Here is a 22,739-nt window from a genome sequence, read left to right as displayed (position 1 = left end):
GGTCCGCCTTCCGAAGGTTGAGGGGTGAGGGTCGATGGTGCGGAACTGAAGGTCGTGGAGTGCGAGCGGCCGTGGCCGACAGTTCAGGGATGCGAGTCCGACGTGCCGAGTCGACGGAGGGTGGCGAGTACGTCGTCGAGCCAGGCGACAGTCATCCGCTCGTACGCGATGCCGCCGCGCAGCACGACATGCTGCAGCTCCTGACCCGCGTCGAGCGGGGCCGGGGCCGCCGGGCCGGTGAAGTCGCGCTGTTCCCCGGCGAGATAGTGCGCCAGCCGGTCACTGTGCACCTGCCGGTGCCGTTCGACCTCACGGATCAGCACGGACGGGTCGTCGAAGGCCGCGCCGCGGATCTTCACGGCGAGTTCGTGCCGGATGCTCTCGGGTTCGATCGATTCGTGCAGCCACCGCGAGAGGGCGGCACGGCCGGGCCCCACGACGGAGTACTCCTTCTTGTCCGGCCGGCTCTGCTGCGGCAACCCGCGGACGGCGAGCAGGCCGTCGCTCTCCATGCGCTTGAGGACGCGGTAGATCTGCTGGTGCGTGGCGGTCCAGAAGTATCCGATGGACCGGTCGAACCGCCGGGCCAGCTCATAGCCGGTGCCCGGCTTCTCCAGCAGGGAGACGAGGATCGCGTGCTCGAGCGCCATGCCTCGATCTTTGTATGCAACTCGTTGCATAGCCAAGGGGCGCCGCCCAGGTGAGACAGGGGTCACGCCAGGCAGTGGCCGTGCGCGATGGACGGCTCCCTCAACGCGCCAACACCGTGCCGGCATCCCCCCAAAAGGGCGCGAGCCGGGTGACTGCGTTGTTTGTGGTTACTCGCCGCGTATGGCGGAGCTCATCGGACCAGGACACAGACGCGAGGACGCCCGGCCGGGCCGTGGCCCCGTGCAAGGCGTGGAGACCGGCGAACAGGAAGACCGCGGCGAGAGGCACGGCCGCGTGAGCGAGCCGGAGAGGTTCGGCCCGGGGCCGGACGTGGAACGCAAAGAACCGGACGCACCCACCGATATGCCGAAGAAGTCGTGGCGGGCGGTGCTGCGCGGCACGCTCAAGGAGTTCAAGGACGACGAGCTGACGGACCGTGCGGCAGCCCTGACCTACTACGGCATCCTGTCGCTGTTCCCCGCCCTGCTGGTGCTGGTGTCCCTGCTGGGGGTTGCCGGGCAGTCGGCGACCAGTGCGGTGCTGGACCACGTCCAGCAGCTCGCCCCGGGCGCCGTCCGCGACGTGATCGGCGACGCGGTGCACCAGCTGCAGGCCAACTCCGGCATCGGGTCGATCATGGCGATCGTCGGGCTGGCCCTGGCCGTATGGTCGGCGTCCGGCTACGTGGCTGCGTTCATCCGCACCTCCAACGCCGTCTACGACGTACCGGAAGGCCGCCCGGTGTGGAAGGTGCTGCCGCTGCGGCTGGCCCTGACGATCGTGCTGGTGATCCTCGCCGTGTTCAGCGCCCTGATCGTGGTCTTCACCGGCGCCGTCGCCCGCCGAGCCGGCGACGTGCTCGGAGTGGGTGACACCGCTCTGACGGTGTGGTCGATCGCGAAATGGCCGGTCCTGGTCGTCCTGGTGACCCTGATGATCGCGATCCTGTACTGGGCCAGCCCCAACGCGAAGATCCGCGGCTTCAAGTGGGTCACGCCGGGCAGCATCCTCGCCCTGGCCGTCTGGATGATCGCCTCTGCCGGTTTCGCGTTCTATGTCGCGAACTTCGCGTCCTACAACAAGACCTACGGCACGTTCGCCGGCGTGATCGTCTTCCTGGTGTGGCTGTGGATCACCAACATCGCCGTCCTGCTGGGCCTTGAGTTCGACACCGAGACCGCCCGCCAGCGCGCCATCGCCGGAGGGTACCCGCCGGAACAGGAGCCGTACGTCGAGCCGCGTGACACCCGCTCGTGGAACGACGAAGACCGGTACCGCTTGACGAATGATGACGAGGAAGAAGGAGTGACGAGCCGATGAGCACGCTCACCGGATGGGAACGGACTCTCGAGCGCGCCGGAGAGGCGCTTTGGGCACAGTTCTTCCGCAGGGACCCGGTCGAGTTGGTGGATGCGTTGCGGCGTGAATGTGACAGCAACGCCGTGGTGTGCAGTGAAAGCCGGGTCGTGGTTCCGAACGCGTACGACGTGGAGTTGGCCGAACACGTCCACGACGAACTTGCCCCCAAGGCGGGCCAGGTGGGGCAGGTTCTCACCGACAGGCTGGCACAGCACGGCGAGCACCAAGGGTATGAGTGGGCCGGACCACTGGCTGTGCACGTCACCAAGTCCTGCGACGTCCCCAACGGGCGTTACCGCGTGACGAGCACGGTGATGCCCAACGTCAGGGCCGAGGGTTTTCCGGCCTCGAACCACTGACGCCGGATGGGTTCATTGGGTTCGACCGTCAGTCGCGCTTTACGTTCTTGACGTACTCGACCTTGGTCGGCCCTTCACCCTCAAGCCTCTCCCCGCGCCGCCATCCGCACGCCTCATAGAACGAGTTGGCCGCGGCGTTGTCAGCGAAGCTTTCCAGCCGGATGGCGGCATGGCGGGCGAAGAGCGTTTCCTCCGCGTGACGAAGCAGGAGTCGGCCGAGCCCTCGGCGATGATGATCCGGGTCGATCATCATCAGGTCGATCGTGGAGTCATCGAGTATGGAGAAGCCGATGATCCGGCCCTCCTGGCTGAGGCAGTCCACTCCGCCCTTCGCCAGCTGACTCTCGACGTGAGCGTCCGAAGCCCCGCTGCCGATGAACCAGTCCACTGCCTCGTCGCCGAGGAACGCGCGGTAGCGGGCGTCAATCGTGCGACGCGCGAGAGCCTGGAGATCATCAAGATCTGCCCCGGTCGCGGGGCGGATGGTGGGGAGGTGTTGTCCAGTCGGCACAAAGATCCAGCTCTGGCGGGAGGGGTTGGGCTCCTGATCCTAACCGTCCCAATGCGCGCAGTAACGGGCGCGGTCCTCCTCGGAAGGAGTGGCGTCGGAGTCACGGCACGCCCACCGACCGAGGCCACCGCCGTCCCCGCCCGCAACGGCCACCCGGCCATACGCGGCCACTCGGTCATGCGCGGCGATTACTCCCGTTTGACATGGTTCGGGCCGGTGGCATGGTGGTAGGCGGGGGTGAGGGTCAGGAGGCTCGGCATGGCATCCGGTTCGGCTTGGCGTTCCGCTGCGCGACAACTGCCGCTCAGGCTCACCGTCGGTGCGTTCTTTCTCAACTCCGGACTGTCGAAACGCAACGCGGATCAGGCCACCGCCGAGCGACTCCAGCAGCTCGCCGCCACCACCTACCCCTTCCTGGGCAAGCTCGACGCCCAGAAGTTCACTCGACAGCTCTCCGCCGAGGAGATCGCCGTTGCCGCCGCGCTGCTCCTGCCGGTCGTCCCAGCCGCTGTCGCCGGGACTGCGCTGACCGCATTCTCCTGCGGCACTCTCGGGCTGTACCTGCGCACGCCAGGCATGCGCCAGGAAGGAAGTCTGCGCCCCACTGAGCCGGGAACCGTGCTGGCCAAGGACGTCTGGTTGCTGGGCATCGGTATCGCCCTCATCGCCGAGGGCGTGACCTGCCGCCGGGGACCCGCGGCCCATGCCCGGGGCCTGTGGTGCGGCATGCTGCGACGCTGATCACGCCCGCGCGCTCGGCCCCGCCCCGCCCCACCCCGCTGACGGTAGGGACACTGCCCTCCCGGAGCGGGGCTGGGCGCAGAGAGTGACCGTTCCCCATGGGATCGAGCGTGCGAGCGGCGAACCGCCCCTATCCCCGGCCAGTCAGCCGGTCAGGCACGGCAGCGCAGCATCTCCAGTGGCGGGTAGGCGAGGAGGTCAGCCCAGAAGTCCTCGCCGAACTCACGGATGCCGGCTTCGGCCACCTGCACCGGAACCCACTCCACCTCGCTGAATCCGGCCGTCTGCAGACACTGCTCGTAGACCTCGCGGCGCGGCGCGTTGGCGACGATGCTGACGGGCTGCGGGTCGAGGAGCGCCGTGACCCGCACCTGCGGACCCGTCTCGCTTTCCTCGCCGGTCGGCTCGCAGCGGAACCCGTACTTGTCCAGGGACGGACAGTCGAACCGGTAGTCAGGCTTCTGCGCGAACACGAAGAACTCTCCGCCCGGCACGAGACTTCGGTGGATGTTGCGGCACATCCGCTCCATCGCCGCGATGTCCTCCGCGTAGTTGAGGCACTGCACGCCCACCGCAATGTCGAAATGCCGGTCGAAAGGCCGCAGTTCGGCCACGTCACCGACTTCGTAGCGCACACCCAGCGGGTCCCGCTGCTCGAACTCCCGCGCGGCGGCGATCATCTCGACGGAGATGTCGACACCAAACACATCCGTGGCGCCGCGCCGCTTGAACTCCCTGCTGTAGAAACCGGTGCCGCACGCCAGGTCGAGAACCGACCTGCCGCTCACGTCCCCGACCAGACCCAGGAAGCTCGGCACCTCCCCAAAGCGCGTCAGCGGCAGGGACTTGAACCCCTCGAATGCCTCGCCGATCTCGTCGTACTGCTGCACACTCACGGCTGCGCTCCCCTGTTCGTCGTCGTGTACACGGCCACACCGGCCCGCCTGATCCACAGGTTCGCCGGGTCGTGGTCGTGACAGACAGTCTTCTGCGCAGCTGCTCGGCCGCCCTACAGACCGATGACACAAAGAAGTCCGCCCGTGAGTGGGCAAACACCGGACACTTCTCCAGCAGACATCTCTGAGGCTCCCGCCGGCGGCCGACATCTTCACTGATCGCGAGCTGACACTCGTGATCTTCAAGCTCCCGAACCCGAGCGTGACTGCCGTGGTCAGCGTCACGGCCGTCGTCGCGGGGCCGGCGGCCCATACCGGCGGTGTTCAGCAAGCTGGCGGCTGGCATGCGGCGGATACGGTTCACGTCGTCGCCCTTCGATGAGTCGGAAACGGTACGGCGGGAGTTCCTGCAGCCGCGGACCCGAACGCCCTGATGGGCTCGGGTCCGAGGTGGCCGACTGGTGCCCCGCTGCACCGATTCCAGCGGCCGGCCGATTGTTCAGAAACCCGCTCCCTCACCCTGAACAACCCGCGGCGAGTCCGAAGAAGAGGGGCCGCCGCCGACAAAAACGCGGTTGGCGGGTGCCGTTCCCACGGCGCATGAAGAAAATGCGTTGGCGGGCCGCCGCCGAGCTGCGACCATGCAGCTGTTTCGCTTACGGAGAGGGCCTTTGTTCGTCTTCATTTGTGCGGGCTGCGGTGCCGAGCTGACAGTCCCCTTGTCTCAGACAGCCCTTCCCCCTCACGCCCGTCAGACGTACGGGAACGGGGCCCAACTACCGGTGCTCATGGAGTCAGGGACGTTTGCCGTGGACCCGGACCCCTGGGGAGGACCGTGGCGGATGTGGGACGAGATCGATCCGGGCGAGGCGGAAGCACGCGGCATCTACGCGCCGGTTCACGCCCTGTCGGACGGCACGCCCGGGGCGATCGTCATCGCTCCCGGTGACATCCGCGGTACCCGGCTGATTCCCGAGAAGCGCGGCGGTTCCTGCTGTGGCCTCGACGGGGCCGACGGGCCCAACATGGCCTGCGAGGCGTGCGACCTGCCCGTGGCAACCAGGGTCGACGACTGCTCGCTGTGGCAGGCAGTGCGGCTCAGCTCAAACGGCGTGCGCCGCATCCTCGTCGAGGGTGTCCACGCGGAGCCGTACTCCTGGGCGGAACTGGTCGAGAGGGGGGAGAGCAGGCCCCCGTTCGAGGCGATCGGCACGTGGGGAGGACGGTTGGGGCCGAGTCACTACTGGTCGTGGAGTCCGCAATGGGAGGCGGCAGCCGGCCAGGCGCTCGCCCACCTGCTGGTGGCCTCCAAAGGGCAGCCGGTGAAGGTCCCCGACGGTCTGACCGCGGACGTGTTCCAACGCGCGCTCGATGCCCTGCTGCCCGCAGGCCCCCCAACGCGACGCGCCGTCCTGGCTGGACCGGGAGAACCCTCCGCCGGTGCGGACGTCGACATCCTCCTCGTACCGGTCCATCCCCGGACGGGGCAGACCTGGACCCCCGCCGCCCCGGCTGCATCGGCATACCTGGTGCCCCTGCCGCTGGGGGTGTGGCTGTGGCTGGTCTCTCCCGAGCCGTACTTGCCTGTTCCCGCGTCGGGCGGCATACCCCAAGACGTACTCCGCGACGACCCGCTCCCGCCGCGCCCCGCCTACCTGTTCCGGGCCGACCGAGGAGGGTTCCACCACACCTTGGTCCGGCTACCGGCCGTTCGCAGCCCATGGATACGCACGATCCTCGAGAATCTCCAGGGCAGGTCGGCCGACATCTTCTAGTCGTCCGGCAATCGAACAGTGCCAGACTGTCGTACCTCCCGCAGGGGCGCGCATGTCTCCGCGGTCCAAGGACTCAGCGGCGCCGCTCCTCAGGCCACGGCCGGAACCTCCGTCGTCCCCACTCCTGCGCCTGTTCCGTCATGCGACGACGCAACCAGATCATCCACAGACCGAGCGGCGTCGCCACGAGCGCACCCAGCAAGGCATGGCCCCAGCCGACGCCCCCGGCCCCGAACCGGATCACCACGGCCAGCAGCGCAAAGAACACCAGAGCAAGACCCGCATACTTCACTCTCTTCGGCATACCGGTCCGGGTACCCCCCGAAGCCGGTGCACACGACGCCACGTGGAGACCGGCTCGCAGGCCCGAAGGCCGGGCGAACCCCTTCCAGTACCTCGTATCCCGCTGGACATGCCTCCCGGAAGGGAGGGTTTTCTTCCAGCCGGAACGTCCGCATCGGCCTTTTGTTGTCGCCCGGCAACTGAGTTAATCTTCACGGGATTTTCTCATCCGGTCGAGCCATGTGAACAGCGGAAACCGGACGGTGAGGGGGCCTTCACAGCCCCGGCGCGGTTCCGAGTCCTCGGGGTGAGGGCTCTTGGGGAGCGGAACGAGGGTGCGCATGACCAGCAAGACGATCGAGGCCGTCGACGGACCCCCGGGCGAGCAGGAGCTACGGCAACTGCTGGCGGGACTGACAGCCGTCCGGGACGGTGACTTCGGTACCCGGCTGCCGGACGGCGACGGTCTCCTCGGTGACATCGCCACCGTCTTCAACGGCATGGTGGACCAGCTGTCCGTCTTCACCTCGGAAGTCACGCGAGTGGCGCGGGAGGTGGGTACCGAAGGCACGCTGGGCGGCCAGGCCGAGGTACCGGGCGTCTCGGGGACCTGGGCCGATCTGACGGACTCGGTCAACGCCATGGCGGGGAACCTCACCACGCAGGTGCGTGACATCGCGCAGGTGGCGACGGCGGTGGCCAAGGGCGACCTGTCGCAGAAGGTCGACGTGCCCGCGCGCGGCGAGATCCTGGAGCTGAAGGAGACCGTCAACACGATGGTCGACCAGCTCTCCGCCTTCGCCGACGAAGTCACCCGCGTCGCCCGCGAAGTCGGCAGCGAGGGACGCCTCGGCGGACAGGCCCGGGTGCCCGGGGTCGGTGGTGTGTGGCGCGACCTGACCGATTCGGTCAACTTCATGGCGGGCAACCTCACTTCCCAGGTCCGCAACATCGCCCAGGTGACGACCGCGGTCGCGCAGGGTGACCTGTCGCAGAAGATCACCGTGGACGCCCGCGGTGAGATCCTCCAGTTGAAGAACACCATCAACACGATGGTCGACCAGCTCTCCGCCTTCGGTGACGAAGTCACCCGTGTGGCCCGTGAAGTCGGTACCGAGGGGCGCCTCGGCGGACAGGCGGACGTCAAGGGCGTGAAGGGCACCTGGCGCGATCTCACGGACTCCGTGAACTTCATGGCGGGCAACCTCACCGCGCAGGTCCGCAACGTCGCACAGGTGGCCACCGCCGTCGCGCAGGGCGATCTCTCCCAGAAGATCACCGTGGACGCCCGCGGCGAGATCCTGGAGCTCAAGACCACCATCAACACGATGGTCGACCAGCTCTCCGCCTTCGCCGACGAAGTCACCCGCGTCGCGCGCGAAGTCGGCACCGAGGGCAATCTGGGCGGCCAGGCGACCGTCCGGGGCGTGTCGGGGACGTGGAAGGACCTCACCGACAACGTCAACGTGATGGCGTCCAACTTGACCGGCCAGGTCCGCTCGATCGCCAAGGTCGCCACGGCCGTCGCGCGCGGCGACCTCTCGCAGAAGATCACGGTCGAGGCCAAGGGCGAGGTCGCCGCCCTGGCGGACGTCATCAACACGATGGTCGACACGCTTTCCGCCTTCGCCGACGAAGTCACCCGCGTCGCCCGTGAAGTCGGTACCGAGGGCCGCCTCGGGGGTCAGGCGCACGTGCCGAACGTGGCGGGCACGTGGAAGGACCTCACCGACAACGTCAACTCCATGGCCAACAACCTGACCGGGCAGGTCCGCAACATCGCCCTGGTCACGACCGCGGTGGCCAACGGTGACCTGTCGAAGAAGATCGACGTGGACGCCCGCGGCGAGATCCTGGAGCTGAAGACCACCATCAACACGATGGTCGACCAGCTGTCGTCGTTCGCCGCCGAGGTCACCCGCGTGGCCCGGGAGGTCGGCAGCGAGGGACGGCTCGGCGGACAGGCTGAGGTGGAGGGTGTCGAGGGGACCTGGAAGCGGCTGACGGAGAACGTCAACGAACTGGCCGGGAACCTCACCCGCCAGGTCCGTGCGATCGCCGAGGTCGCCAGCGCCGTCGCCGAAGGGGACCTGACCCGCTCCATCACCGTGGAGGCGTCGGGCGAGGTCGCCGAGCTCAAGGACAACATCAACTCCATGGTGGGGTCCCTGCGTGAGACCACGCGGGCCAACCAGGAGCAGGACTGGCTGAAGACCAACCTCGCCCGGATCTCCGCGCTGATGCAGGGTCACCGCGACCTGCCCGTCGTCGCCGAGCTCGTCATGGGCGAGCTCGCGCCACTGGTCTCGGCGCAGTACGGCGCCTTCTACCTCGCCGAGGACACCGAGCGCGGCTCCGACCTGCGGCTCGTGGGCTCGTACGGCTATCCCGACGACACCGGCCGTCCCGAGCGCATCCGCGTCGGGCGCTCCCTGGTCGGGCAGGCGGCACGCAACCACCGTCCCATCAGCGTGGAGGAACTGCCGCCCGGCTATGTGACGATCTCCTCCAGCCTCGGGCAGGCGGTGCCCAGCGCCCTGGTGGTCCTGCCCATCGTCGTCGAGGACCAGGTCCTCGGTGTCATCGAGCTGGCGTCCATCGCTCGCTTCACCCAGATCCACCAGGACTTCCTCGCCCAGCTGATGCCGACCATCGGCGTCAGCCTCAACACCATCGTGGCCAACGCCCGCACGGACGAGCTGCTGGACGAGTCCCAGCGGCTGACGGCCGAACTTCAGGCGCGCTCCGAGGAATTGCAGGTCCAGCAGGACGAACTGCAGCGCTCCAACGAGGAACTCGAGGAGAAGGCCTCCCTGCTGGCCTCGCAGAACCGCGACATCGAGGCCAAGAACCTGCAGATCGAGCAGGCGCGGCAGGAACTGGAGACCCGGGCGCAGGAGCTGGCGCTGGCGTCCAAGTACAAGTCGGAGTTCCTGGCGAACATGAGCCACGAGCTTCGTACGCCGCTCAACAGCCTGCTGATCCTCGCTCAGTTGCTCGCACAGAACCCCTCGCGCAACCTCACTCCGAAGCAGGTCGAGTACGCGGGGATCATCCACTCGGCGGGCTCGGACCTGTTGCAGCTGATCAACGACATCCTCGACCTGTCGAAGGTCGAGGCCGGCAAGATGGACGTCGCCCCCGAGCGGATTCCGCTTCGCCAGCTCCTGGAGTACGTCGAGGCGACGTTTCGGCCGATGACGACGCAGAAGAGTCTGGCCTTCACGGTGGCCACCGCGCCGGGCACCCCGGCCGATCTGCTCACCGACGGCTCCCGGTTGCGTCAGATCCTGCGCAACCTGCTGTCGAACGCGGTGAAGTTCACCGAGCAGGGCGGCGTCGAGCTGGGCATCGAACCCGCCGCGGACCGAGAGGTGCCCGTGGGCGTCCTCCGCGGTGCCCCCGTGGTGGCCTTCCGGGTGAAGGACACCGGCATCGGCATCCCTCAGCAGCAGCTGGAGACGATCTTCGGGGCGTTCCAGCAGGCGGACGGCACGACGAGCCGCAAGTACGGCGGCACCGGCCTCGGCCTGTCGATCACCCGGGAGATCGCCTATCTGCTCGGCGGCGCCGTCACGGTCGACAGCACGCCCGGCCAGGGCAGCACCTTCACGCTCTACCTTCCGGTGACACGCGCCGACTTCGAGGATCTGCTCGACGGCGGCCACCTCGGGGCGGACCAGCCGCACGCCACCGCCGCCGAGCTGTTGCCGTCCTCCCCCTCGGACGCCGCCGCCCTCAAGACTCCCGAGCAGCGCAGGCGCCGCCTGCTCGTCGTCGAGGGCCGTCCACGCGGACTGCTCACCCTGGTCGCCGAGCGCGCGGTGGCGGACATCACCACCGACCCCCACAATCCGCTCGGGGCGATCGACGTGATCACGGCGGTCGGGGCGCAGGAAGCGGCGAGCACCCTGGCCGCCGAACCCTGCCACTGCGTCGTGCTGGAGCTCGACATGCCCGACGACGAGGGCGCGCGGCTGCTGCAGGCCATGGAGGGCGATTCGGCGCTGGCCAGCGTGCCGGTGCTCGTGCACACCGGTCATCACGGGGACCTGGCACAGGAGCAGATGTTGCGCTCCCGCGCGGACGGCCGCCCGCTGGACTTCCTCGCCAGCCTCGACGATCTGCGCGAACGCATCACCCTGCACCTGTCCGCCGAGGAGCCCGGAGACGTGCTGTCGCTGGTACGTGTCGAGGAACCCCAGCGGCCGCTCGCACGCGTCGTCGACAAGGCTTTCGTCGGTAGTACGGTGCTCGTCGTCGACGACGATGCGCGCAACCTCTTCGCGCTGAGCGGGGCGCTGGAGCTGCACGGCTTCCGTGTCCTGCACGCCGACAACGGCCGCAGGGGCATCGAGACGCTCCTGGCTCACAGAGACGTCTCGCTGGTCCTGATGGACGTGATGATGCCGGAGATGGACGGTTACGCCGCCACCGCGGAGATCCGCACGATGCCCCAGTACGCGAACCTGCCCATCATCACGGTCACCGCGAAGGCCATGCCCGGGGACCAGGAGAAGAGCCTCGCGTCCGGCGCGAACGACTACGTCACCAAGCCTGTCGACACCAACGAGCTCATCGGCCGCGTGCAGCACTGGCTGTCCGTGTGACAGGCCGTCACACCGCAGTCCGCGTCAGCCGACCATCCGGCGTCCCCGGACGTCCGAGCCGAGGAACAGGTCAACCGTGACCCATCCCCACCAGCCGCCCGACCCGGAACCCGCCGGTGTTCCGGCGGAAGACAGCGAACGGCTTCCCATCGGCCGTTCCGTGCCCGTACCCGTCGCCGGCCGCGGCGACCTCACTGCCGGGGCCGACGTGGAAAGAGAGATCGGAGACGGTCACCCCTCCCCCGTCGGCAGGCTCGCGGCGACCGTGGAACGGTTGCGCCGGGAGGTGCGGGCGGCTCAGGCGGAGGCGGACGGGCGGGCCCTGACCGAGCTGGCCAAGGGCATCCTCGTCGAGCGGCTCAGGTGCGGGCCGGCGCAGGCTGCGCGACAGCTCGCCGAACTGGCCGAGCAGGCGGGCATGACACCGCTCGAGTTCGCCGTCGAGGTCATCAACCAGGCCTCGCGTGACCGGCTCTCCGAAGTGACCTCCGCCTTCCTCGCGACCACGACGGGCGCCACCGAGGCCCCCGCCGCGCTCAGGAGCGACTCCTCCGCCATACGGCTCCGGGCCGCCGAGAGCGGGGCGCTGGCCGCCCGCGACGCCCAAGCCGTGGCCGACTCCCTGATGGAGCACGCGCTGAGGCCGCTGGGCGCCGAAGCAGTGGCCATTTGGGCGCTGGGCGGCGACGGGTCGCTCACTTTGGCGGGCAGCGCGGGATTCTCGCTCGCGGAGGCGGGGCGCTGGCGATATGTGCCGCCCGGTGTGGCGACCGTGGCGCGTCGTGGGCTCGGTGAGCGAACGGGCCAGTGGATCGGTTGTCTCTCGGAGACCGGACTGCCCTCCATCGGCCGGCACCAGCACCCCGACGGCGGGCGGGTCGCCGTGCCGGCGGGCACCGGCGGCCGGATCCACGGCGTACTGGAGATCGTCTGGCCTACACAGCTCGAGCCTCAGCCGCCGCAAATCGTACGCCAGGTCGAGGCCCTGGCAGAGCTGTGCGCGCACACCCTGGAGACGTCCGCCCCACACCACCCCGACAGCGCCGCGCGGCCCGCTGTCCTGCCGGACGTCGCCGAGCTGATGGACCTGGCCGACGGCCTCCACGACCCGGCGCTGGTGCTCGTCCCCCGACTGGACACCGCCGGGGAACTCGTCGACTTCCACATCCACCACGCCAACAGCCGCTTCCTGGACCCGACCGGCCGGCCGCGCAGTGTCGTCAACGGCTCCATGCTGCTGGAGGCCTACCCGATGGTCGCCGGCGAGAGCGAACTGTTCGGGCAGATCGAGCGTGTCTACGCCACCGGCGAGCCGTTCCGTGCCCACCGTATGCGGCTCACCGCACTGGTCGACGATGTCCCGCTGGCCGCGGTCGCCGACATCAACATCAGTCGGCATGGCGGCAGCGTCCTGCTCCTGTGGCGCATAGAGGACGAAACAGCGCGGCTGGCGAGCCTGCTGCAGCACGCCCAGCGCCTCGGCCGCATCGGCGGCTTCGAGGAGAACCTCCTCACCGGCGAGATCACCTGGAACGTCCAGCTCTACAGTCTCTACGGCAAGCCCTCCGCGAGCGGGCCGATCCCGTTGGAGGACCTGCCGGTCCATGCCCACCCCGACGACGCGGTCGCCATCGGCAGATTTCTGCGCACTCTGATGCACCACCGCCGTCCCGCGTCCACGGCCTTCCGGCTCCAGCGGCCGGACGGGGTGACCCGGCACATCCGCGTGGTCGCCGAGCCGGAACTCGACTCCGACGGCCGGCTGTTCGTCGTACGCGGCGCCTACCAGGACATCTCCGCCCACCACTGGACGGAGGTCGCGCTCGCCGCCACGCGTGACCAACTCGCCCACACCGAGCAGCAGGCCATCGAACGCGCGCGCCTCACCCTCCAGTTGCAGCACGCGATCATGCCGCCGGAGCAGGCCCCGCTGGAGGCCCCCGGCCTGCGCGTGGCCGTGCGCTACCGGCCCGCGGAGACCCAGCAGCTCGTCGGCGGCGACTGGTACGACGCGGTCGTGCTGCCGTCCCGGCTGGTGCTGCTGTGCGTGGGAGACGTCGCCGGGCACGGCATCGAGGCGGCCACCACCATGGTCGTGCTGCGCAACGCGCTGCGCGGACTCGCCGTGACAGGTGCCGGACCGGCCCAGTTGCTGTCCTGGCTCAACATGGTGGCGCACCATCTGACGGGCGCCGTCACGGCCACGGCGGTCTGCGGCCTGTACGACCCCGAGCGCCGAACCCTGCGCTGGGCCAGGGCCGGCCATCTGCCGCCGGTCCTGGTGCGCGACAGCGAAGCGACGCCACTACCACTGGTGAAGGGCATGCTGCTCGGTGCCGTACCGGAGGCGGCCTACCAGGAACACGAGGTCCAACTGGCCGTCGACGACACGCTGCTGATGTACACGGACGGTCTGATCGAACGCCGTGACCGTTCCGTGGAGGAATCGCTGACCCAGCTGCTTGCAGCTGCGCGCACCGTCCCACCCACTCTCGAACAGCAGCTGGACCGTCTGCTCACCTACAGCAAGTCCGACACCGACGACGACACCTGCATCGTGGGCGTCCGAGTGGCCTGAGCCGCGCCGACCGCCACACTCGACCGGGCCCGGCGCAACGGTCCATTCCGTGCATGCAAGCCAGATCACAGGTCTGTGATCGCGAAAGCAGGGCACCTGAACTCCGACTTCACGCTACGGAGAAGGAGTTGCGGACATGGCAAAGGATTTCACCCCCGAGTACACGGTGCCGGGCATCGAGCGCGCGGCGGCCGGTCGGATCATCGACGTCCTCCGCCTGCGGTTGCACGCCCTCAACGACCTCCATCTGACGCTGAAGCACGTCCACTGGAACGTGGTGGGGCCGCACTTCATCGCCGTGCACCAGATGGTCGACCCTCAGGTCGACCGGGTGCGCGACATGGCCGACGACGTGGCCGAGCGCATCGCCGCGCTCGGCGGAGTAGCGCAGGGCACGCCGGGCTCTCTGGTCGAGGAGCGGACCTGGGACGACTACTCGATCGGCCGTGAGGACGCCATCGCTCACCTCGGGGCTCTGGACGTCGTCTACACGGGTGTGATCGAGGACGTGCGCGCCGCGATCAAGGTCGTCGGGGAGATCGACCCGGCGACGGAGGACCTGCTCATCGAACAGCTGCGGGATCTCGAGCAGTTCCAGTGGTTCGTCCGGGCGCACCTCGAGAGTGCGGGCGGCGCGTTGTCGACTTCTCGTGCCGACAACGAGCAGGACGGCGCCAAGGCTGCCAAGGGCTGACAAGCCGGGGGCGAGAGTGGCATTCGGGCGAGCGACGGGAGGAGCCGGGTGAAGGTCCACGACGCCATGCAGGAGCCGGACGAACACGTCCGCTACGCGGTCTACGTGGACGAGCTGCAGCGGGTTCCCGACGCGGATGAGGTGGAGCTGGTCGGCCTCGTCCTCACCGACGCGGATCAGACGATGGCCCACCCGCCGTGCTACGGCACCTGGATCGCCGTGCCGCGGGCCGCTGCCTCGAACCTTCTTGTCCGGCGTGGCGGAGACGATGAAGCACGTTGTTCTCAGCCGGCCCTTCCTGACCCGGCGGCTGCGGGAGTGGTCCCTCCTGCGAGCCATCGCCCTGGAGCAGCCGTGGCGCCAGGGCGACCTGCTCGCGTCCTCCGACTGGCTTCAGCTGAAGGCCGCCGCCGGGACGAGCACCGAGGCCATGGAGATCCTCGCCGCGGGCGGCCGTACCAAACGGATCCGCCATACGGCCAAGCCCACTCTCAGGCAGCGGAGCGAGCACTGAGAGTGCCTGGTCAGGCCGTCATTCGCACAAACCTCCTGAACACCGGGTAGGCGGTGTGAGAGTGGAAACCCGGGGCGAAGACCCTTGGAGACCTGCGGAGGGAGTTCGAGATGAGCCAGGTCAGGACGAGTGCGTCGGATCTGCCTTTTCCGTTGCGGGTCGTCGGCTCCGGGCTCCGGCGTCTGCCCGGGGCCGAGCAGGTGGGCAAGGTCGCCGGCAGTGCCCTGGACCGGATCGGCGCGGTGTCCCCTCGGGGCCGTCGGATCGCGGTCTACACCGGAGCCGGAGTGCTCGGCGTGGCCGGGGTGGTGGAATGGCCCGTCGCCATCACCGGCGCGGCCGTCGCCTGGCTGACCCAGCCGCGTCCGCGACAGGTCGGCCAGGCGGAGACCGCCCAGGACGGCAGGCCGCGCCCTGCGGCCGGATCCGGCCCTGCCGCCACGGAAGCCGCCGACGCCCATCCGGAGCCCCACGGTCCCGGCAACAAACTGGCTTCCTCCCACTTCCGCCAGGAGAGTCCTGCGGGCCCGGTGCACGACGAACCCGCCAAGGTCGGGGACCCGGCCACGGCATCGGGGCTCAAGCGGGTCGCGAAGGCCTCGGCACACCACGACGAAGCCGGCTTCTCCGACGAGCGTTCCTGAAGAGGCCAGGCCGGGGTGGCCCGGCAGTCGCTGTCATTCCCTGTCGTCAGTGGTGCGTTTCGTGCTGCAGGACGAGCAGGGCGATGTCGTCGGTGCGCTGCGCGGTGCTGGCGGCCTTACTCAGCAGCGTGTCGATGAGCGCGTCCAGGTCTCGGTCGTCGGTGGCGGCGAGATGGTGTGCGAGCTGGGCGATGGAGTCGTCGAGGTCGGTTCCCGGTGTTTCGACGAGGCCGTCGGTGTAGAAGGCGAGCAACGTCCCGGCGGTGAGCGGGATCCCCGTCACGGGGAAGACGGCGTCGGGATCGATGCCGAGCAGGGGTCCGGGCGGGACGGCGACGGGTCGCGTGTCCCCGTCGGGGAGGCGCAGAAGGGGCGGCGGGTGGCCGGCACTGGCGAGGGTCACGCGTGCGCGGGCGAAGTCGAGGTGGGCGTAGAGACAGCTGGTGAACAGGTCGGGGGCGAGGTCGATGAGGACCCGGTTGATCCGGTGGAGGACCTGGTCGGGGCGCGTGCCGAGGGTCGCGTGGGCGTGGACACCGGTGCGTACCTGGCCCATCAGGGCGGCGGCCGCGACGTTGTGGCCCTGGACGTCGCCGATGACGGCTGCGGCCGCGGTGTCGCCGAGCCGGATCAGGTCGTAGAAGTCTCCGCCGATCTCCATGCCGCGGGTGGCGGGCAGATAGCGGGCTGCGACGCGCAGGCCGGCGACGGCGGGCAGGCTGCGCGGGAGCAGCGCCTGCTGGAGGCCGTGGGCGAGTTCGTGCTTGATGTCGTAGAGGCGGGCGCGGTCGAAGGCCTGGGCGATGAGTCCGGCGAGCGAGGTCATGACAGCGCGTTCCTCGGCGGGGAACTCGTGAGGACTGTCGTAGGACAGGACGCATACACCGACGGGCGTGCCGGAGATGATCAGCGGCAGGAATGCCCAGGCCTGCTTGCCGCTGACCAGCGGTGCCTCGGGATAGTCGCGCCGCATCTCCTCCACGCTGGCGAAGAACGCGGGGATGCCGCTGCTCAAGGCCTTGCCGGCCGGGGTGAAGGAGGTGTCGAGGGGGAGGCCGTCGAGGCGTCTGATGGTGTCGGCGGCGTAGCCGCGGTGGCCGGTGATCCGCAGTCGGCCGGCGTCGGCCGTGGACATGACCAGCCCCTGGGCACCGTAGGCGGGCATGATCTGGTCGGCGACGAGGTCGACGACGTCCTGGACGCCGACGACTTCGGTCAGCGCGGCGGCAAGGTGTGTGAGTTGGTACAGCTGACCGCCGCGGGCCGGCGTGGCGGTGCGCGTGGCCCGGCGGGGTGCCGGTGAGGGCGGCGCGGACCCACCGGTGGGGACGATGCGGACGCTGATGCCGCTCGCGTCCGGGTACAGGTGGATGTCCAGCCATTGGTCCGGCGGGCGGCACGCGGTGAACGAAACGGGTTCCCGGCTGATCAGCGCGGCGCGGTAGCCGTCCTCGGCGGTGGGGTCGTCGAGCCAGCGCAGGGACTGCCAGGGCCGTGTGCCCAGCAGCCGGCCGGCCTCGCAGCCCAGCAGTTCGCAGGCACCGGCGCTGACGTAGGTGAAGCGTCCCTCCAGGTCCAGGGCGCAGCTTCCGCCGGGCAGACGCTCGACGAAGTCGGCGACGGCCGGATCGGTGCTCGCGGATCGGCGGCCGGTTCCGACGGGGACGACGCGTGGCTGTTCGCGGCGGGCGGGGGTACCGGCCTGCTCGGCGGCTTCCTCCAGCAGCCGGGCCAGCCGTCGGCAACTGGACGTGATGTTGCCCCGCTCCCGTTGGGTCATGTACGGCGGGCGCGTGGCGGGCCACATCAGCAGCAGGGATCCCCGCGGCCGTACGCCGGTGACCGGTGCGGCGGCCAGCGCCAACGGGTACGGAAGCACCAGCGCGGTGCGCGGGTAGAAGCGAACCATCTCATCCTGGTTGCCGACCCACACCAGGCGGTCCTCACGGACGGCGTCGGCGACCGGCGCCGGGGAGGCGAGCGGCACCCTGGCCCACGGTGCGGCGAACTCGATCGGCACCCCGCACAGCACGTCCAGACACAGCAGCCGTTGGTCCGGTGCGAGCAGGTACAGCGCGCCGATGGCCGCACCGGTTCGGCGCACCGTTTCCGCGAACGCGGCATCCAGTGCACCGTCGTGCGGGGCCGGATCACTCGTACCGGTCATGCCGACCGCTCCCCTCGGGGCGCGGCATTGGACGGCGCACGCACCCGTGCTGGCCATATGAGGACGCTACGCCCATGCGGGGCGATAGGCACACGGCCCGGTGGGGGCGTCGGCAGGGTCGCCCGTGGCCGTCTGTGCCGTCCGTTTCCAGTGGCTTTGTGCGGGGGACTCGCGGGCTGTGGTGGCGTACGGAGCGCGGGCGCCGGTGACCGGCGGATGAGCCGGATCCTCGGCGGAGCCGGGCGGTCGCGGCTGCGCTTCGACGGCTGGATCGCCGGGCTGGGCACGGCCTCCGGAACGCGGATCGTGCTCGGGCGCTGGGAGAGGTCACCGTTCGGACGGTTCAGCGATGTAATGGTGGAGCGTGCCGACGGGGAACGGCTCCTGTTCGCGCCCACGCCGGAGACGGCCGGTTTCATCAGCGGCACCTACACGTTCGACACGGTACGTATCGCCCCGGTCGACGTACGCGTGGCCGACAACATCTGGACCGTCACGGCGGGGCCCGTCGAGCTGTGCTTCACCACTGGCCGGCGAGGGGCGCTGGGGCTCTTGTTGTGTGCCGTTCCCGGTGTTCTCGCGCACCGTCCGGCATGGTGTGCGCTGACGGACCGGGCTGCCGGTGTGCTCCTGCCCGGAGTGCGGACGCGGGGTAGCGCCGGTGCGGGTCGCCGCGAGTGGTACGGGGCACGGGATCTGCGGCCGGTCTGCGCTCTGCGGGCCGCTCTGGAGGGCCACGGCCTCGGTGCGCTGGCGCCCGTCGAACCGCCGGTGCGCTTCGGGTTCGGTTCTGTGCCGGCCAGGCCCGCGGTCACCCGGGTCACGACCACGGTGGAGCTGGGTCCCGAATGAGGCCGGTTCACAAGTGGAGGTGGCCTTCGAACCAGTCCGCCGCGGCCCGGCGGAACAGTCGCCGGTTGTCCGCACGCAGGAAGTCGTGGCCCTCGTCGCGCAGCGTCAGCAGTTCGGCTTCGATGCCGTGTTCCTGCGCGGCGCGTACGAACTGCTGGGACTCCCCCGGCGGCACATTGGTGTCGTGTTCGCCGTGGACGGCGAGCAGCGGGACACGCAGCGCGTCGATGCGGCTCATCGGCGACAGGCTGCGCAGAAGCTCTCGGTCGCGGTCCGGGTGGCCGTACTTGTGAGCGGCCGATTCCGCGATCCAGGGCTCCGTACCGGCGAAGAAGGTGAGGAAGTCCGACATGCCGCAGACCGCCACCGCGGTACGGAACAGCTCCGGGTGCCATACGACGGAGGCGAACGTCAGGTAGCCGCCGTAGGAGCGGCCCATGACCCCCAGCCGCGTCGGATCGGCGGGGCCCGCGATGACCGCGTGGGCCGCGCAGTCGGCGACGTCGTCGAGCGCAGCGAAGCGCCCAGCGCCCAGGTCGGCGTCGACGAACGACCGGCCGTGTCCCAGAGAGCCTCGGACGTCGGGGGCGAAGATGTCCAGGCCACGCCCGACCAACTCGTGGTAGAGCGGGCTGAACACCGGCCGTTCCTGCTCTTCGGGACCGCCGTGCAGGTGGATCACACAGGGCGCCGGTTCGTCCCGGGCACGGCCCGGCGCCCGGTAGTACCAACCGCTGAGGGGCAGCCCGTCCCTCGCCGTGAGGCGCAAGGGGACGGGGCGTACCGGGGGGCGGCCCGGCGGGACGGCGTCCTCGTCCTTGGAGGACCAGGCAGTGCGCAGCATGGACACGCCCTCGTGGGCCCGCCACAGGCCCGGTCGGCGCTGCGACCCGGACAGCGCGAGCAGCAGGCCCCCCACGCCGGCGGCCGTCACGCGGGTGGCGACCTCGTGGGGCAGGGGAACGGGCCGTGCCGGGCCCGTGACGTCCGGGGGCTGTCGGGTCGGGTGCGTCTCGACGAGTTCCAGGTCGCTCGCGCCCTGCACGTTCCACGCCAGCGCGGCCGTGCGGCCGTCGTGCGCCAGTGTCAGGAGTTCGAGGTCGACGCCCTCGCGTTCGGTCACGAGGGACACACCGCGCGGGCCGCCGTCGGCGTCCAGAGCGACCGCGAGGAGCGCCGCGTACTCCCGGTCGGCGTTGCTGCGCAGCCACAGGGTCCGACCGTCGGGAGAGAACCGGCCGATCCAGGGGTCGCCGTCGGCGACCGGCATGGCGAAGGTGCTCTCCGAGTCGGCGGTGCGTCGGACGACCGCCTCCCTGCGTCCCCGCGGCCCGCGGCGCAGCAGCGCGAGGCTGCCGTCGCGGCTGAGGTCGCACACGCGGAGGGAGGCGGCGTGGGTCTCCGTGGTGAGCAGGGCGGGGGAAACCAGACCGTCGGGATCGATCAGGTAGACGGACAGGCCGCCGTCGCGACGTACCGTCGGCGCCGCCGGAGCCCGGGCATCGGTCGGCGTTCGGCTCGGCTCCTCCCCCAGCGCCCCGTCGTACGCGGCCGGGCCCAGGAGTGTCGCGCGACCGCCGCGGTCCGCCCAGTCGGAGGGGAGGCCATCGGCGAGGTCCGGTGCCGCCACGACGTGCCCCGTGGTGATCCCGTACTGCGGAGCGGCCGGCGCGGCGAACGTGACGGCGACGGACGAGCCGTCGTGGGCCCAGCAGCCCAGATAGGCGGAACTGGCCGGGTCGGCCCCTGCCAGGAGGCGTCGGCCGGTGCCGTCGGGCCGCACGCACAGGACCCGGGTGTGCTCACCGCCGCCCGGCGCGGTGGTGTACGCGATCCACTGTCCGTTCGGCGACCACAGCACCTCTTTCACGGGATCCGGTGAGGAGTCGAGCAGCCGCACCTCGTCACCGTCGACGGAGCCGCACCACAGCTGGGGGACGCCGCCCCGGTCGCAGATGAAGGCCACCTCGGTGCCGTCGGCGTTGGCCGAGGGATACCAGCAGCCGTGGGCGCGCAACCGGGTCACGGCGTCCCGGGGGCCGCCGGCCTCGGGCAACGGCACCGGTGCCGGAGCGGCGGCGCGGGTGGTGCCGCGCACGTCGCCCGGCCGGCTGTCCGGCGCCCGCATGGTGGCCGCCGTGAGTGACCCGGGACGTGCGAACACGGGCGCCGGGCCGTGCGCCACCCGCATGCCCCCGTCGTCGGTCACTTGATTCCGTGGGTCTGCAGCCATATCTCCAGCAAAGCAATCTGCCACAGGGCGTTCGCACCCCGGTTGGTCCGGTGCTCGTCGGGCGCCGCGAGGAGCTCGGTCACGTACGACTCCTGGAACAGGCCCCGTTGCTTCGCCTCGGGTGCTTCGAGCGCTTCACGTACGCGTTCCAGGACCGGGCCCGCCATGTGGCGGATGGCCGGCACGGGGAAGTAGCCCTTGGGCCGGTCGACGACCTCGCGTGGCAGGAGCTTGCGGCCCGCCTCCTTCAGCACGCCCTTGCCGCCGTCGGCCAGTTTCAGCTCCGGCGGACAGGCCGCCGCCAGCTCGACCAGCTCGTGGTCGAGGAACGGAACGCGTGCCTCCAGGCCCCAGGCCATGGTCATGTTGTCGACCCTCTTGACGGGGTCGTCGACGAGCATGACGTGCGTGTCCAGCCGTAGAGCCGCGTCGAGTGCGGTCTCGGCCCCCGGGTCCGCCATGTGCCTGCGGACGAAGCTGCCCGACACGTCGTCGCGCGGCAGCATGTCCGGCCGCAGAACCCTGGCGAGGTCGGCGTGCGGCCGATCGAAGTACGTCGCGGCGTACCGCTCCGGTTCGTCCTCGCGGGAGACCTCCGCGAGCTTCGGGTACCAGTGGTAGCCGGCGAAGACCTCGTCGGCCCCCTGGCCGCTCTGCACGACCTTGACCTCCTTGGACACCTGCTCGGACAGCAGGTAGAAGGCGACCACGTCGTGGCTGATCATCGGCTCGCTCATCGCCGCGACCGCGCCGTCCAGAGCCATGGACACCCGGTCGGAGGGGACCATCAGCTGTCGGTGGTCGGTGGCGAACTCGCGGGCGACCAGGTCCGAGTAGTGGAACTCGTCGCCCTTCTCGCCGCCTTCCGTCTCGAATCCGACGCTGAACGTCATCAGGTCGTGGAGGCCTTCGTCGGCCAGCAACGCGACGATGAGACTGGAGTCGAGGCCGCCGGAGAGCAGGACACCGACCTCCACGTCGGACACCATCCTGCGGCGCACAGCCGTGCGGAGCGCTTCCAGCACCGCGTCGCGCCATTCGTCGGTACCCATGCCGGCGTACTCGGCCCGGCGCGTGTACGAGGGCTGCCAGTAGCAGTGATCCCGGTGTGTGCCGTCCGGTTCGACGACCCGCACGGTGGCGGGCGGGAGCTTCTGCACCCCCTTGAGGACGGTGCGCGGCGCCGCGACGGTGGCGTGCCAGCTCAGGTACTGGTGGACGGCGACCGGATCGAGCGAGGTGTCCACGTCTCCGGCGGCGAGGAGTGCGGGCAGCGTCGAGGCGAACCGCAGCCGGTCCGGTGTCCGCGCCAGGTACAGGGGCTTGATTCCGAGCCGGTCCCGGGCGAGGACGACACGGCCGGTCCGGTGCTCGACGAGCGCGAAGGCGAACATGCCGAGGAAGTGCTCGACGCAGGCGGTGCCCCACTGCTGGTAGGCCTTGAGGACGACCTCCGTGTCCGACGTCGACTCGAATCGGTGCCCGAGGCCGCGCAGCTCTTCGCGCAGCTCCGGATGGTTGTACACGCAGCCGTTGAAGACGCCGGTGACCTCCCCGCGGGCGTCGGTCATCGGCTGGGCTCCACGGTCCGAGAGGTCGATGATCTTCAGTCGCCGGTGTCCCAGCGCGGCAGGGCCCCTCGACCAGGTGCCCTGCCCGTCGGGTCCACGGGCGGCGAGCCGGTCGGCCATGCGTTCGACGGCCGCCAGGTCGGCTCGCCTGCCGTCGAACCGGACCTCGCCGGTCAGACCGCACATGACGTCCCGCCTCCCTCACTCGCGTCGGCGTGCGCACGCCTGCACGGTGGTGCCGGTGCGCGGACGCCGGTCAGGAGGGCCTGGGTGGTGGTGCGAGACATCACGAGACCTTTCTG

At 70.0% G+C, this 22,739-nt stretch carries 18 protein-coding genes; 11 read left to right on the top strand and 7 right to left on the bottom strand.

What is annotated here, in order from left to right:
• Positions 1-83 precede the first annotated feature (83 nt).
• On the bottom strand, positions 84-650 hold the full coding sequence (locus tag ACWGDB_RS33285; protein WP_453825858.1) for a PadR family transcriptional regulator: 567 nt from the start codon (positions 648-650) through the stop codon (positions 84-86).
• A gap of 181 nt (positions 651-831) precedes the next feature.
• On the opposite strand from ACWGDB_RS33285, the gene ACWGDB_RS33280 reads away from it, so the two are divergent.
• Both ACWGDB_RS33280 and ACWGDB_RS33275 read left to right on the top strand, forming a co-directional pair.
• Positions 832-1,971 carry a YihY/virulence factor BrkB family protein gene (locus ACWGDB_RS33280; protein ID WP_453825857.1) on the top strand — a complete coding sequence of 380 codons (1,140 nt, stop codon included), beginning with the start codon at positions 832-834 and terminating at the stop codon, positions 1,969-1,971.
• Entirely contained in the window at positions 1,968-2,369 is a 402-nt protein-coding gene (locus ACWGDB_RS33275; protein WP_453825856.1) for a DUF3662 domain-containing protein, read from the top strand. Before ACWGDB_RS33280 ends, ACWGDB_RS33275 begins: the two co-directional genes overlap by 4 nt.
• Positions 2,370-2,397: 28 nt before the next feature.
• Here the strand turns inward: ACWGDB_RS33275 and ACWGDB_RS33270 are convergent, their stop codons facing one another.
• Positions 2,398-2,880: a GNAT family N-acetyltransferase gene (locus ACWGDB_RS33270; RefSeq protein ID WP_453825855.1), complete on the bottom strand. Its 483-nt coding sequence runs from the start codon at positions 2,878-2,880 to the stop codon at positions 2,398-2,400.
• Positions 2,881-3,138: 258 nt separating this feature from the next.
• Here ACWGDB_RS33270 and ACWGDB_RS33265 point away from each other — a divergent pair, with 258 nt between their 5' ends.
• Positions 3,139-3,621, top strand: coding sequence for a hypothetical protein (locus tag ACWGDB_RS33265; protein WP_453825854.1), 483 nt, complete (start codon positions 3,139-3,141; stop codon positions 3,619-3,621).
• 152 nt (positions 3,622-3,773) lie between these two features.
• On the opposite strand, the gene ACWGDB_RS33260 is transcribed toward ACWGDB_RS33265, so the two are convergent.
• On the bottom strand, positions 3,774-4,517 hold the full coding sequence (locus tag ACWGDB_RS33260) for a class I SAM-dependent methyltransferase (protein ID WP_453825853.1): 744 nt from the start codon (positions 4,515-4,517) through the stop codon (positions 3,774-3,776).
• Positions 4,518-4,665: 148 nt separating this feature from the next.
• Between ACWGDB_RS33260 and ACWGDB_RS33255 the strand changes: the two genes are divergently transcribed.
• Together ACWGDB_RS33255 and ACWGDB_RS33250 are read left to right on the top strand one after the other, a co-directional pair.
• The gene (locus ACWGDB_RS33255) at positions 4,666-4,899 is read left to right on the top strand and encodes a hypothetical protein (protein WP_453825852.1); all 234 of its coding nucleotides are present in this window, start codon (positions 4,666-4,668) and stop codon (positions 4,897-4,899) included.
• A 289-nt stretch (positions 4,900-5,188) separates the two neighbouring features.
• The gene (locus ACWGDB_RS33250) at positions 5,189-6,292 is read left to right on the top strand and encodes a hypothetical protein (protein WP_453825851.1); all 1,104 of its coding nucleotides are present in this window, start codon (positions 5,189-5,191) and stop codon (positions 6,290-6,292) included.
• Positions 6,293-6,365: 73 nt separating this feature from the next.
• Here ACWGDB_RS33250 and ACWGDB_RS33245 read toward each other — a convergent pair whose 3' ends face one another.
• Positions 6,366-6,596: a hypothetical protein gene (locus ACWGDB_RS33245; protein WP_453825850.1), complete on the bottom strand. Its 231-nt coding sequence runs from the start codon at positions 6,594-6,596 to the stop codon at positions 6,366-6,368.
• Between the two features lie 319 nt (positions 6,597-6,915).
• Between ACWGDB_RS33245 and ACWGDB_RS33240 the strand changes: the two genes are divergently transcribed.
• From ACWGDB_RS33240 to ACWGDB_RS33220, 5 genes are all read left to right on the top strand, one after another.
• Positions 6,916-11,184: a HAMP domain-containing protein gene (locus tag ACWGDB_RS33240; protein WP_453825849.1), complete on the top strand. Its 4,269-nt coding sequence runs from the start codon at positions 6,916-6,918 to the stop codon at positions 11,182-11,184.
• A 76-nt stretch (positions 11,185-11,260) separates the two neighbouring features.
• Positions 11,261-13,762 carry a SpoIIE family protein phosphatase gene (locus tag ACWGDB_RS33235; RefSeq protein ID WP_453825848.1) on the top strand — a complete coding sequence of 834 codons (2,502 nt, stop codon included), beginning with the start codon at positions 11,261-11,263 and terminating at the stop codon, positions 13,760-13,762.
• Positions 13,763-13,898: 136 nt separating this feature from the next.
• Positions 13,899-14,456: a Dps family protein gene (locus ACWGDB_RS33230; protein WP_453825847.1), complete on the top strand. Its 558-nt coding sequence runs from the start codon at positions 13,899-13,901 to the stop codon at positions 14,454-14,456.
• A gap of 268 nt (positions 14,457-14,724) precedes the next feature.
• The gene (locus tag ACWGDB_RS33225; RefSeq protein ID WP_453825846.1) at positions 14,725-14,970 is read left to right on the top strand and encodes a hypothetical protein; all 246 of its coding nucleotides are present in this window, start codon (positions 14,725-14,727) and stop codon (positions 14,968-14,970) included.
• A 110-nt stretch (positions 14,971-15,080) separates the two neighbouring features.
• Entirely contained in the window at positions 15,081-15,614 is a 534-nt protein-coding gene (locus ACWGDB_RS33220) for a hypothetical protein (protein ID WP_453825845.1), read from the top strand.
• Positions 15,615-15,660: 46 nt separating this feature from the next.
• On the opposite strand, the gene ACWGDB_RS33215 is transcribed toward ACWGDB_RS33220, so the two are convergent.
• Positions 15,661-17,781, bottom strand: coding sequence for a SpoIIE family protein phosphatase (locus ACWGDB_RS33215; protein WP_453825844.1), 2,121 nt, complete (start codon positions 17,779-17,781; stop codon positions 15,661-15,663).
• 216 nt (positions 17,782-17,997) lie between these two features.
• Here ACWGDB_RS33215 and ACWGDB_RS33210 point away from each other — a divergent pair, with 216 nt between their 5' ends.
• Positions 17,998-18,633, top strand: a complete 636-nt coding sequence (locus ACWGDB_RS33210) for a hypothetical protein (RefSeq protein WP_453825843.1) — start codon at positions 17,998-18,000, stop codon at positions 18,631-18,633.
• Between the two features lie 7 nt (positions 18,634-18,640).
• On the opposite strand, the gene ACWGDB_RS33205 is transcribed toward ACWGDB_RS33210, so the two are convergent.
• Together ACWGDB_RS33205 and ACWGDB_RS33200 are read right to left on the bottom strand one after the other, a co-directional pair.
• On the bottom strand, positions 18,641-20,866 hold the full coding sequence (locus ACWGDB_RS33205) for a prolyl oligopeptidase family serine peptidase (RefSeq protein ID WP_453825842.1): 2,226 nt from the start codon (positions 20,864-20,866) through the stop codon (positions 18,641-18,643).
• Positions 20,839-22,623 carry an N-acetylglutaminylglutamine amidotransferase gene (locus ACWGDB_RS33200; protein WP_453825841.1) on the bottom strand — a complete coding sequence of 595 codons (1,785 nt, stop codon included), beginning with the start codon at positions 22,621-22,623 and terminating at the stop codon, positions 20,839-20,841. Before ACWGDB_RS33200 ends, ACWGDB_RS33205 begins: the two co-directional genes overlap by 28 nt.
• Positions 22,624-22,739 lie beyond the last annotated feature (116 nt).

It is taken from the genome of Streptomyces sp. NPDC055013, assembly GCF_053608645.1.
This window is presented reverse-complemented; position numbering and strand designations above follow the sequence as displayed.

Bases quoted from the DNA above. Each gene is read 5' to 3' on its own strand.
- ACWGDB_RS33200 (WP_453825841.1), bottom strand. From the start codon at position 22,623: ATGTGCGGTCTGACCGGCGAGGTCCGGTTCGACGGCAGGCGAGCCGAC.
- ACWGDB_RS33285 (WP_453825858.1), bottom strand. From the start codon at position 650: ATGGCGCTCGAGCACGCGATCCTCGTCTCCCTGCTGGAGAAGCCGGGC.
- ACWGDB_RS33280 (WP_453825857.1), top strand. From the start codon at position 832: ATGGCGGAGCTCATCGGACCAGGACACAGACGCGAGGACGCCCGGCCG.
- ACWGDB_RS33230 (WP_453825847.1), top strand. From the start codon at position 13,899: ATGGCAAAGGATTTCACCCCCGAGTACACGGTGCCGGGCATCGAGCGC.
- ACWGDB_RS33220 (WP_453825845.1), top strand. From the start codon at position 15,081: ATGAGCCAGGTCAGGACGAGTGCGTCGGATCTGCCTTTTCCGTTGCGG.
- ACWGDB_RS33210 (WP_453825843.1), top strand. From the start codon at position 17,998: ATGAGCCGGATCCTCGGCGGAGCCGGGCGGTCGCGGCTGCGCTTCGAC.
- ACWGDB_RS33265 (WP_453825854.1), top strand. From the start codon at position 3,139: ATGGCATCCGGTTCGGCTTGGCGTTCCGCTGCGCGACAACTGCCGCTC.
- ACWGDB_RS33205 (WP_453825842.1), bottom strand. From the start codon at position 20,866: ATGGCTGCAGACCCACGGAATCAAGTGACCGACGACGGGGGCATGCGG.
- ACWGDB_RS33245 (WP_453825850.1), bottom strand. From the start codon at position 6,596: ATGCCGAAGAGAGTGAAGTATGCGGGTCTTGCTCTGGTGTTCTTTGCG.
- ACWGDB_RS33215 (WP_453825844.1), bottom strand. From the start codon at position 17,781: ATGACCGGTACGAGTGATCCGGCCCCGCACGACGGTGCACTGGATGCC.
- ACWGDB_RS33275 (WP_453825856.1), top strand. From the start codon at position 1,968: ATGAGCACGCTCACCGGATGGGAACGGACTCTCGAGCGCGCCGGAGAG.
- ACWGDB_RS33240 (WP_453825849.1), top strand. From the start codon at position 6,916: ATGACCAGCAAGACGATCGAGGCCGTCGACGGACCCCCGGGCGAGCAG.
- ACWGDB_RS33225 (WP_453825846.1), top strand. From the start codon at position 14,725: ATGAAGCACGTTGTTCTCAGCCGGCCCTTCCTGACCCGGCGGCTGCGG.